At 36.2% G+C, this 11,663-nt stretch carries 13 protein-coding genes; 10 read left to right on the top strand and 3 right to left on the bottom strand.

Annotated elements, in window-relative coordinates; all coding sequences use genetic code 11:
* The first annotated feature begins 27 nt into the window (after positions 1-27).
* The 8 genes from F3I00_RS01105 (at position 28) to F3I00_RS01070 (ending at position 6,738) form a co-directional block, all read left to right on the top strand.
* Complete coding sequence (locus F3I00_RS01105; RefSeq protein WP_020806582.1) at positions 28-1,407, top strand: glycoside hydrolase family 1 protein; 1,380 nt, start codon at positions 28-30, stop codon at positions 1,405-1,407.
* Positions 1,407-2,837 (top strand): PTS sugar transporter subunit IIC, encoded by a 1,431-nt coding sequence (locus tag F3I00_RS01100; protein ID WP_020806583.1) that lies wholly within the window; start codon positions 1,407-1,409, stop codon positions 2,835-2,837. The genes F3I00_RS01105 and F3I00_RS01100 overlap by 1 nt, the downstream gene beginning before the upstream one ends.
* A gap of 146 nt (positions 2,838-2,983) precedes the next feature.
* Complete coding sequence (locus F3I00_RS01095; RefSeq protein ID WP_003649545.1) at positions 2,984-3,307, top strand: PTS sugar transporter subunit IIB; 324 nt, start codon at positions 2,984-2,986, stop codon at positions 3,305-3,307.
* Positions 3,308-3,312: 5 nt separating this feature from the next.
* Positions 3,313-3,561: a hypothetical protein gene (locus F3I00_RS01090; RefSeq protein ID WP_020806584.1), complete on the top strand. Its 249-nt coding sequence runs from the start codon at positions 3,313-3,315 to the stop codon at positions 3,559-3,561.
* A gap of 89 nt (positions 3,562-3,650) precedes the next feature.
* The gene (locus tag F3I00_RS01085) at positions 3,651-3,977 is read left to right on the top strand and encodes a PTS lactose/cellobiose transporter subunit IIA (RefSeq protein ID WP_020806585.1); all 327 of its coding nucleotides are present in this window, start codon (positions 3,651-3,653) and stop codon (positions 3,975-3,977) included.
* Entirely contained in the window at positions 3,977-4,702 is a 726-nt protein-coding gene (locus F3I00_RS01080) for a GntR family transcriptional regulator (protein WP_020806586.1), read from the top strand. Before F3I00_RS01085 ends, F3I00_RS01080 begins: the two co-directional genes overlap by 1 nt.
* 66 nt (positions 4,703-4,768) lie before the next feature.
* Positions 4,769-6,262, top strand: a complete 1,494-nt coding sequence (locus F3I00_RS01075; protein ID WP_020806587.1) for a glycoside hydrolase family 1 protein — start codon at positions 4,769-4,771, stop codon at positions 6,260-6,262.
* A gap of 68 nt (positions 6,263-6,330) precedes the next feature.
* Positions 6,331-6,738, top strand: a complete 408-nt coding sequence (locus tag F3I00_RS01070) for a DUF3284 domain-containing protein (protein WP_020806588.1) — start codon at positions 6,331-6,333, stop codon at positions 6,736-6,738.
* A gap of 43 nt (positions 6,739-6,781) precedes the next feature.
* On the opposite strand, the gene F3I00_RS01065 is transcribed toward F3I00_RS01070, so the two are convergent.
* The 3 genes from F3I00_RS01065 to F3I00_RS01055 form a co-directional block, all read right to left on the bottom strand.
* Positions 6,782-7,480 (bottom strand): GntR family transcriptional regulator, encoded by a 699-nt coding sequence (locus tag F3I00_RS01065; RefSeq protein WP_003649549.1) that lies wholly within the window; start codon positions 7,478-7,480, stop codon positions 6,782-6,784.
* 75 nt (positions 7,481-7,555) lie between these two features.
* A complete protein-coding gene (gene celB, locus F3I00_RS01060) occupies positions 7,556-8,908 on the bottom strand; it encodes a PTS cellobiose transporter subunit IIC (protein ID WP_020806589.1) in 1,353 nt (450 codons plus the stop codon).
* A gap of 22 nt (positions 8,909-8,930) precedes the next feature.
* A complete protein-coding gene (locus tag F3I00_RS01055) occupies positions 8,931-9,428 on the bottom strand; it encodes a hypothetical protein (RefSeq protein ID WP_020806590.1) in 498 nt (165 codons plus the stop codon).
* Between the two features lie 198 nt (positions 9,429-9,626).
* On the opposite strand from F3I00_RS01055, the gene F3I00_RS01050 reads away from it, so the two are divergent.
* Both F3I00_RS01050 and F3I00_RS01045 read left to right on the top strand, forming a co-directional pair.
* Positions 9,627-11,075: a 6-phospho-beta-glucosidase gene (locus F3I00_RS01050; protein WP_021314878.1), complete on the top strand. Its 1,449-nt coding sequence runs from the start codon at positions 9,627-9,629 to the stop codon at positions 11,073-11,075.
* 149 nt (positions 11,076-11,224) lie between these two features.
* The gene (locus F3I00_RS01045) at positions 11,225-11,656 is read left to right on the top strand and encodes an Hsp20/alpha crystallin family protein (RefSeq protein WP_003647914.1); all 432 of its coding nucleotides are present in this window, start codon (positions 11,225-11,227) and stop codon (positions 11,654-11,656) included.
* Positions 11,657-11,663 lie beyond the last annotated feature (7 nt).

Raw genomic sequence — 11,663 nt, 5'->3', positions numbered from 1 at the left:
TGTAAGCGATTGCAAAGAGGGAATGTTATGAATAAGCAGAAAATGCCTAAAGACTTCTTCTGGGGTAATTCAGTTTCAAGTATGCAAACTGAAGGTGCCTGGAATGAGGATGGTAAAGGCTTATCAGTTTACGATGTACGACCTGCTACAGAAAACACCACAGATTGGCACACCGCAATTGATGAGTACCATCGTTATGATGAAGATTTAGACCTGATGAAAGAAATGAATATGAATATGTATCGTATTCAAATTTCCTGGTCAAGAGTTTGTCCTGAAGGAGATGGAGAATTTAATCCTAAAGGAATCGATTTTTACGACAGATTGATTAATGCCATGCTTAAACGTGGTATTGAACCAATGATTTGTCTTTATCACTTCGACATGCCACTACATTTAGCCCGAAATTATAACGGCTTTATGTCAAGACATGTTGTTGATGCCTTTGTTAGATTTGGTAAAAAGATGATTGATCATTTTTCAGACCGTGTTAAATACTGGATTGTCTTTAATGAACATAATCTCTACTTCCAAGACGAAGTATTTAATATTTCTGGCTATGAAAAAGGCGACAAAACCTTAGACGACATGTACACAATCTTTCACCATACAATGATTAGCCACATTCGTTTAGCTAATTATATTCATGAAAAATATGATGATGTAAAAATTGGCGGCATGCTAGCCTACCAACAAATTTATCCAGAAACTTCAAAGGCTACTGACGTTTGGGCTGCTAAGCAAGTTCAAGAATTTTTGAACTTTAATATTTATGATGCAGATACTGGACGTGGTTACTCGCCAGAAGTTATGCAGTATGCAAAAGATCATCATATTAACTGGGATATTACTGAGGAAGACAAAGAAGAAATGAAAAAAGCAAAAGCTGACTTTCTAGCTTTCAGCTATTACTCTTCTTGGACTCTCTCAGCCGATAAAATTCCAAAAGATGCAGCACCTAACCGTTACATGAATTATGGCGGTGTTGAAAATAAATATCTCAAGACTAATGATTGGGGCTGGACGATTGATCCACTTGGTTTTAGAAACGCCATTACGACAATGTACAACCATTACAAGATCCCAGTCTTCCCAATTGAAAACGGAATTGGCTTAAAAGAAACTTGGGACGGTGAGCATATGATCGAAGATGATGAAAGAATTGCTTACCATGAAGAACATATCAAAGCAATGAAAGATGCAATGTTCTTAGATGGTGCCAAAGTTCTTGGCTACCTAGGCTGGGGATTAATTGATATTCCAAGTTCACATGCCGATATGGAAAAGCGTTATGGCGCTGTCTATGTTAACCGGTCAAACCATGATTTGAAAGATTTAAAACGTGTTCCTAAGAAATCATTTTATTGGTTCCAAAAAGTATTAAAAGATAATGGAGACGAAATATAATGAGTGAACAGAAAAAATCGGGCGTTAGTGTTTTCGTTAATAAACACATCCTGCCCCCAGTAATGAAATTTGTTAATACCAAGGCTATTCAAGCCTTGCAAAATGGTATGATTTACACCTTACCATTCATCTTAATCGGATCTATCTTCCTTATTTTAGGAAATATTCCGATCAAATCAGTAGCTGATGCCATTAATGCTTCTGGTTGGGGAGCATTCTTTAACCAAGCATACACTACTACTTTTAGTATTATGGCTATGTGGGCATCTGTTGGTATCGCCTATATTTATGTTAAAAATGAAGGCTATGAGCCACTTGCTCCCGGCCTTACTTCTTTAGCAGCATTCTTAATGCTTCAAACTTTAACCATTGATAGTCCATTAAAGAATGCGATGGCTAAAGGTATTGACGGTCAAATGACTGCTAAAGCCGTAACCGAAAATATCGATAAGTTACCACATGCCTTGCAAAGCTTCTTAGAATCCCCGGTCACAGGTGTATTTAATATTACCTGGCTTGGCGGAGACGGTATGATCGCCGCAATTATTGTTGGTTTATTAGTCGGCTGGATTTACTCAGCTATTATGAAAAAAGGCTGGACTATTAAGTTGCCTGAACAAGTTCCAGCAGCTGTTTCTAACCAATTTACTGCTATGATTCCATCAGGAATTATCTTAATTGGTACTATGCTTATTTACGCAGGCTTCAAGTTAACTACTGGTTCAGACTTTTTACAATGGACCTACCAAACTCTTCAAATTCCACTTCAAGGTATCTCTGACTCACTTGGTGGCGCAATTGCCATTGGATTCTTAGTACCATTCTTCTGGTTCTTCGGTGTCCACGGTGGTTTAATCGTCGGTTCTCTTGCTGGTCCTATGCTTCAAGCAAACTCATTTGACAACGCTCAATTATACAAGGCTGGCAAGTTAACCATTGCTAATGGTGCTCACGTTGTTACTAACGAATTCTACAACAACTTCATTAACTTAACTGGTTCAGGTATTACTATTGGTTTAATTATCTTTATCTTAATTGCAGCTAAGTCAGCACAATTACGTTCAATTGGTAAAGTTGAATTAGTTCCTGGTATCTTTAACATTAATGAGCCATTCCTATTTGGTTTACCAATTGTTATGAACCCATTCCTTGCAATACCATTCTTCTTAACTCCAGTTGTAGTTGCTATTTCAACCTACTTCGTAATTAAAACTGGTATTGTTCCTCCTCTAAATGGTTTTGCCTGTCCATGGACGATGCCAGCAGTTATTTCTGGTTTCCTAATTGGCGGCTGGAAGATGGCAATTTGGCAAGCATGTACCTTAGTAATTTCAACCTTAATCTACTGGCCATTTGCTAAGAAATACGACAACATTCTTGTTAAACGTGAAGCTGCCGCTCTCAAGAAAGACGAGGCTGAAGGTAAATAATTTTTTCAGTTATTAATTGACACTTATCATTAAAAAAGTGCTATAATGTAAATGCTTTCAATGATGAAAGTGCATACATTTAATTTATAGATCAACACTCAGACACTGAAAAACACTTAATTATATTCACAAAGGAGATAATTATTATGGCAGACAAAACTATTATGCTTGCTTGTTCAGCAGGAATGTCAACTTCATTATTAGTATCAAAGATGCAAAACGCAGCTAAAGAAAAAGGCAAGGACTATAAGATCTTTGCTACTGCAGCATCAGGCATTCAAGATGAAATTGACAAGGAACACCCAGATGTATTAATGCTTGGACCTCAAGTTCAATACATGGAAGACAGTGTTAAGAAGATTACTGATGCAGCAGGTATCCCATTAACAGTCATCAACATGCAAGACTATGGCATGATGAATGGTGAACATGTTCTTGAAACTGCTCAAGAATTAATGGGCGACAAATAGTCAAAATGAATGACGAAGTAAAAATTGTTAATGAATTTGATCGTGATGGTCATCACTTCAAAATTGGCGTTAGCGCAGATGGACAAGTTTCTATCTATATAGACGATGAAACTAAAGCTCACCACGGCTATCATTTTCCAGGTATTATTCAGATTCCTAAGGGAGTTGAAATTGATGGAAAAATGATGCTACAACTACCAATTGACTGTGATGCAGCAATTGATCAAGGAATTCAAGAATTAAAACAAAAATAATTTATGGGAGATGCTCGCTGACATAGTAAAATAAAATATTGTCAGGAGCATCTTTTATTTTGAAAACATTAACTAGGAGAATTTAAATTATGGCACAAGAAAATAGCGATAACATGCAAGCTGTAATGGGAATTATTATGCAAGCAGGTAATGCAAAAGCTGCTGCTATGCAAGCAATTCAAGCTGCTAAGAAAGGCGATTTTGACAAGGCTGACGAATTTATTAAGCAAGCAAATGAAGGTTTAGTAAATGCTCACAACGTTCAAACTGATATGTTGACCCAAGAAGCACAAGGTAACCACGTAAAAGTTGACCTTTACATGGTTCACGCACAAGACCACTTGATGACAGCCATTACTTTTATTGACTTAGCTAAAGAAGTAGTAGCTGTTTACAAAAAAATGGCTGAAAAATAATGACTGCAGAAGCGAAATACTTAAAAGTTGCTCGAATTCTACAAAAAAGAATTGAAGATGGAGTATATAAAACTCAAACTCCCCTTCCTGACCAAAAAACACTTGCAGACGAATTACAAGTAAGCCGGTTAACTGTCAAAAAAGCCTTAGATGGATTACAAAGAAAAGGTCTTGTATATAAAGAATCTGGTTTAGGAACTTTTGTCTTAGGTCCGGTTCCAATCCAGGATAAATTTGATTCACCAGCAAATGCCTTTAGTGGCTTAGCCAATCTACTTGGATCAGATGAGGTTACTAGCGATATTATTGAGTTTAACGTTGAGTTTCCCAGTGAAGATATTCAACATTACCTAAAATTAAAGTCTAGCGACCCAGTTTATAATATCCGTCGCTTAAGAAGACTTGAAGGAAAGCCATTGATTCTTGAACATACTTTTATGCCAGTTCACTTAGTTCCCAACTTAACTGAGGATATCTTGCATAATTCTATTTATAATTATCTTCATCATGACTTAAAACTTAAGTTTGGCGTCGCATATCGTAAAATCAAGGCTGCTAAAGCAGACGATTGGGATCAAAAATATCTTAAAGCTAAAAAAGATGACCCAATTTTAGAGCTTGAGCAAATCGTATGGTTAAATAATGGTCAACCAGTTGAATATTCAACCAGTCGTAATCGTTACGATGAACGAAATTATGTCGTTTTAGAGACAAACAGCTTTTAAGTAAAAGTTCTAGAGCAAGTCTAGAACTTTTTTTATAAATTTAAACAAATAAAGAAGGGAAAAATAATGACTAAAACCTACTCAATGCCGAAAGATTTTTATTGGGGCGGTGCTAGTGCTGCTAACCAATATGAAGGTGGTTATAACGAAGGTGGCAAAGGATTAAACGCTATTGATGTTTTGACTAATGGTTCTGCTACTGAGCCAAGAAAAGTAACTTGGAAAACAAACGATGGCAAAACTGGTGTTACTCCAATGACGTGGGGAAAAGAATTTAAATTACCTGATGGTGCAAAGCCTGCACTTTTAGATAACTATTACTATCCTAGCCATGAAGGAACCGATTTCTACCACCACTATAAAGAAGATATTAAATATATGGCTGAAATGGGCTTTAATATGTTCCGTTTATCCCTGAATTGGTCACGTATTTTACCAAATGGAGACGATCAAGAACCAAATGAAGAAGGTTTAGCTTTCTATGACAAGGTCTTTGATGAATGTGCTAAGTACGGAATTGAACCACTTGTTACCCTTTCACACTATGAAACTCCCCTATCTCTGATCAATCGCTTTGGCGGCTGGAAAGACAGAAAAATGATCGATATCTTCGTTCACTATGCAGACATCGTTATGAACCACTACAAGGGTAAAGTTAAGTACTGGCTTACTTTTAACGAAATTAATGCGATGGATATGGCTCCTTATATGGGTGGAGGTCTAATTGATGGAAGCAAGCAAAATCGTGCTCAAGGAGCTCATAATCAATTTGTAGCCAGCAGCAAAGTCGTTAAGTTAGCTCATGAAATTGATAAAAATAACCAAGTTGGTCAAATGCTTGCCTACTCTGCTTACTATCCATATACATCAGATCCAGCAGATCAGCTTTTAGTCATGAAAGCTAAGCAAGAGATGCTTTTCTATTCGGATGTTCAAACTGGTGGCCGCTACCCTGAATACCGCCTTAAGGAGTATGAACGAGATGGAATTAAGCTAGATGACCGCCCAGAAGATTATGAATTAATCAAAGAATATCCCGCTGACTTTTTAAGTTTCTCTTGCTACACATCTAATGTCCTCACTACTCATGAAGCTGATGCTAAAGCAAACGGTAATATGTCAGCAGGTGGCGTCAAGAATCCATATCTTGACTATAATGCTTGGGGATGGGCAACAGACCCTGATGTTTTAAGAATTGCCTTAAATGATCTCTGGGATAGATACCACAAGCCACTGTTTATTGTCGAAAATGGTCTTGGCTGGGGAGATGAATTAACTGAAGATCATAAAGTTCATGATGATTACCGCATTAACTATCTTCGTGCCCAAATTAAATCTATGGAAGAAGCAGTTAATGAAGACGGGATTCCATTAATGGGCTACACAATGTGGTCAGCAATTGACCTAGTTTCAAACGGAACTGGCGAAATGAAGAAGCGCTACGGTTTTGTTTATGTAGACCGCGATGACATGGGTAACGGCTCATTAAAGAGGTATCCTAAAGATTCCTTTAACTGGTATAAAAAGGTTATTGCATCCCATGGCAAAGATTTAGACTAAAATAAAAATAGAACCTAGTATTTTCTAGGCTCTATTTTTTTGACAAATTAATATTAGAAAGACGCAAAATGATTACAATTACAGACCAAGCAAAGTTTAAAGCAAAAGATTTCTTTAATTACCTTAATAAGCAGCTCACACAAGCAATAAAAAAAGCGCGTGGCAATGACCTACCAATCAAAATCGCTGCAGGAACTACCTACCAGCAAAGGAATGTAAAGGCTGAAATTACTGAGTACGAATTCAGCAAGAAATACGTTTCGATTTTTAAGTCTGCTAAGCTAGATGTTAAAATTGCTTATTACTTAGAAGACAATGAACGTGGCTGTCAGATCACTTTTAAAGAAGACGTTCTTAGTTTTGATGAAAAGAAACATTCTAATCTTGGTACCTGGTTTTACAACTGGCAGTTAAAACAAGGTGCTAAAAAACAACTAAAACAAATGAAGAATAATGTGTTAGCTTACGCCAAATAACAATAGCCCTAGTCTCAATATTTCGAGATTAGGGCTATTTTTGTTAAATAATATCATCAGAACTTTGATCGTAAAATTTAGAGTTTTTGTAATTATAAACTAATTTAGAACTATCAAAAGCAGTTCCATTGGCTAGATAGAAGGTATCATAGACTTCTAAACAAGGATCTCCTTCTTTTAATTCAAGGTATTTTGCCTCGTCAGCAGTTAATTTTCTAACACGCATATACTTATCAGAAAACCGAATTTCTTTCTTTAGTCCTTCTCGGATGTAATCAAAAATTGAGCCTTCTGCGATTTCTTTACTCATGAAGGGAATTATACTTTTACGATAATATGACTCTTCTAAGACAAAGGGCTTACCATCTTGCTTGCGCAATCTTTTAATAAAGTAGCATTCTTCATTAGAATGAAGATGTTCACTGATTGGTTTAGGTGCCTTCTTCTCCGAAAACTCGATTACTTCCGTAGTCGGCTTTTTTAATACATGGGCAAAACCAGCATTGTCTGTTAGAGACATATAACCATCTTGCCCGGTAGGCCTAACAAAGACGCCCGACCCTTGCACCTTATAGACAATCCCTCGCTGTGTAAGTAAAGTAATTGCCTGCAAAATAGTTGACTTTCCGACTTGATATTTCTTCATTAAGTCAGTTATAGTTGGCAATTTATCACCATGATGAAGTTGCTCTTTATTAATATAATCTTTTATTTTATCCGCAACTAATTCATATTTCTTCATTATTTACATCCCTAAATGAAAAATTCTCATAGTTATATTCTAACTATGAGAATTTTCAAAGTCTATATTTTATAATTAAGCTTTCTCAGCACCAGCTTGCTCTTTCTTAAGCAATTCATTGTCGTAATGCTTAATGAATGGGTACCAAATTAAGAATGCAACTACAGCATTGACTAAAGCTAAAACAGCACCTTGCCAACTAGCAGTGGCCATCATACCACCAAGACCTACAGGAATTGGCCATGGTTGTTGAACAATAATCTTAGGTACTAAGTGAGTTGCAATAGCTGCATAAGCAACCATTGAACAAGTCATAGGTGCTAGTAAGAATGGAACAAATAAACGTACGTTATAAACAATTGGCAAACCAAATAGTAAAGGTTCATTAATGTTAAATACAGCAGGAACAGCTTCAAGCTTACCAAGTTCTCGTAATTGTTTAGATCTTGAAGCAAAGGCCATCCAAAGTGCCATACCTAAAGTAGCACCAGAACCACCCATGATTACGAATGCATTTGAGAATTCACCAGCAAAGACATAATGAGCACCCGAAGCATTAGCAGCCATATTTGATAAAACAATTGCTTGGTAGAAACTTGAAATAATAGTAGCACCGTGAATACCAAACCACCATAAGAAGTGAATCAGGAAGAAGATAATTAAAACTCCCCACCAGGTATTAGCAATGTTTGAAACAAATGAGAATGGAATAAACAATAATTGGAAAATATCTGTACCAAGAACAATTAAGATAACGTCAATTAAAGCAATGACAATCGCAATCACAAAACCAGGAATCAAAGCAGTAAATGAGTTAGCAACACCTGATGGAACAGATGCGGGCATTTTAATTCGCCAATTGTGTTTAATACAGAAACGATAAATTTGAACAGTTAACCAGGCAACGATTAAACCAGTAAAGATACCTGTAGCACCAATTCTAGTTAAACCAGAACCAGAAACGCCATAACCACCAGCAATAACATTATCTTTCTTCAAAATGTTAACAAAGACAGTGTTACCGCCCTTCCATACTAATTGTGGAACGGTAATGAATAAACCCATTAAAGTTAAGAAAACTGCGTTCAATGGATCAAGCAATAAGTTTTCTTCTTTACGATAAATATCTGCATAGTTATAAGCAAATGATCCAGCAAAGTAAATTGCGATAATACCCATCGTGGCGTTGTAAATAACAGTATAAATATTGTTAAAACGTCCAAATGTATTGTTGTAAAAATCTACAAATCCTTTAGCAGTAATAACTTGAGTTAAAACTGTTAAGACCAAAAACATTGATCCAATGATAGAAAAGGCAATAATCGAATAACCAGCACCCATAATTGCACGTACAAAACGTGAACCTGAGAACTTGCCTAGTATCTTCATCATTTTATCTTTAAATGATGGTTGCGCAGTGTCAGACATAGTACATCCCCCTCAATTTGTCCTACTGTCTATTACTTTCAAATGTCTTAATTGCTCGTGCATATTTGTCGCGACCATTTTGAATGTTACTAATTCTTCTTAAGATCAAAATGGAACCTAGCATTCCAATTACTAAAATCGTAACAATTACATTTGCGACATCATTTGTAGTCATAAAAGGAAATAGAAGCTTTCCAAATGGTAAATAGCAACCTATAGCAAAGATTACATTTGCACCTAGCTGCAGTTGATAATAAAGTTTCGTAAATTTTAAATCAGTATTTCTCACATTCCATTTACTTACTTGCTCAACTGAAGCTACTAATAATAAAACAAACAATAATCCCGAAATTATCGAAGCACCAATATCTTTGTAGCAAATTGCAAAAACTAACCAAAATAGATTAGTGAATAAGAACGCCGCAGAAAAATAACGAATCATTAAATAGCGGCTAAAATTTATAGATCTTACACTCATGTCATGTTTCTTTTGTTCTAAACTCTGATCTTTTTTAGTCATTATTGTATCTGCCCTTTCAATATTGTTCCCGAACAATTCAGACAACACCTGTATAATACCACTAATTGAAAACGGTTGCAACAATGAAGACTGTTTTCTTATGAAAAATAAAATTCTATACTTTTAAGCTTTACAAGTCAGATTTTAATTTGTAGAATGAACTTCGAAAACGCTTACTTTAGAAAGGACGTATTGAATATGACTGGATACACTATGCCTAAAGGCTTTTTATGGGGTGGCGCTGTTGCTGCCCACCAACTTGAAGGTGCATGGAATGAAGACGGGAAAGGAATGTCAGTTGCCGATGTAATGACTGTAGGATCCGCAACTAAACCACGTGAAATCACAGATGGCGTCATCCCTGGTAAGAACTACCCTAACCATGATGCTATTGATTTTTACCACCATTACAAGGGCGATATCAAATTAATGGCTGAAATGGGGTTTAAAGCTTTTCGTACTTCAATTGCTTGGACTAGAATTTTTCCTAAGGGCGACGAAAAAGAACCTAATGAAGCAGGTCTTAAATTCTATGATGACTTATTTGACGAATGCCACAAATACGGTATTGAACCTGTAATCACTCTTTCTCACTTTGAAATTCCTTATCACTTAGTTAAAGAATATGGCGGTTTCACTAATCGTAAATTAATTGACTACTTTGTTCGCTTTGCTCGCGTATGCTTCAAGCGTTACAAGAACAAGGTTAAGTACTGGATGACCTTTAACGAAATTGACAACCAATCTAGTTTTAACAATGACTTCTTGATGGCAACTAACTCCGGAATTTTATTCAAGAATGGAATGGGCGATAAAGAAAAAGAAGCAGCAATGTATCAAGCAGCTCACTATGAATTAGTTGCTTCTGCTTTAGCAGTTAAAGAAGGACACAAGATTAATCCAGACTTCCAAATTGGCTGTATGATTAATTACTCACCTGTTCGGCCTTTAACTCCATCTTCAGACGATGTCTTACTTGCTGATAAGTTTGAACAAAGACGTGACTTCTTCTCTGACGTTCACGTTAATGGTGAATATCCAAACGCAGTTGAAGACTACATTGAAAGAAATGGCTACCGTCCAGATATTACTGAAGAAGATAAGATTGCCTTAAAGGAAGGTACTGTTGATTACGTTGGCTTTTCATACTACCAATCAACTACTGTCTCAAGTAAGAAAGTTAAACCTGATGAGTTAACTGACTTACAAGAAGCAATTGTTGAAAATCCTACATTGCAACGTAGTGACTGGGGTTGGGAAATCGATCCAGAAGGTTTAAGAATTTCTCTTAACCACTTAACTGATCGCTACCACAAGCCACTCTTTATTGTTGAAAATGGTCTTGGTGCTTATGACAAACGCGAAGCTGATGGCTCAGTTCATGACCCATATAGAATCGATTACTTAAGAAAGCACATTGAACAAATGGAAAAGGCTGTCGTTTTAGATGGTGTTGACTTGATGGGTTATCTTCCTTGGGGATGCATTGACTTAGTATCAGCTGGAACTGGTCAAATGGACAAGCGTTATGGCTTTATTTACGTTGATAAAAATGACAAGGGTGAAGGAACACTTGAGCGTTCAAAGAAAGATTCCTTTGACTGGTACAAGAAAGTTATTGAATCTAACGGCAAAGACTTAGACTAATCATGAAAAATAGGATCTAGAATTACTCTAAATCCTATTTTTTTGTGCTAAAATTAGCACTTTGTCAATTAGAGTGCTAAATATTTTACATTCTATTCTGACCTACTACAATAGAAAGTGTAGAGAGCGTAATGGAAGGAAGTTTTATTATGGCAAACGAAATGATGAAGAATCGTAACAATGATAATATGATGGATCAATTAAGCGATTGGTTTAGTTTTCCAAAAGACTTTTTTGACGATAGTTCAATTAAGAACATTATGCAATCTGATGTAGCTGAAACAGACAAGGACTATATCGTTAAAGTCGACATGCCAGGAATGGATAAGAAAGACATTAAAGTTTCTTATAAAGATGGCATCTTGAATGTTTCAGGTAGCCGCGACTCATTTGACAACTTAGATGACAAGAATGGCAACCTTATTCACCGTGAAAGAAGCGTTGGTCACATTCAAAGAAGCTATCGTATTCCTGATGTTGATTCTAAAGAAATTTCTGCTAAGGACATCGACGGCGTTTTAACCATTACCTTGCCAAAATTAACTGAAGAAGACAAAGAAAACACAATCACAATTGAATAAATTTGAT

The sequence above is a fragment of the Lactobacillus sp. JM1 genome (assembly GCF_009834385.1).
Classification (GTDB): Bacteria; Bacillota; Bacilli; order Lactobacillales; family Lactobacillaceae; genus Lactobacillus; species Lactobacillus paragasseri.
Note: the sequence above shows the minus strand (reverse complement) of the source record. Positions and strands in the feature narration are given on the sequence as shown.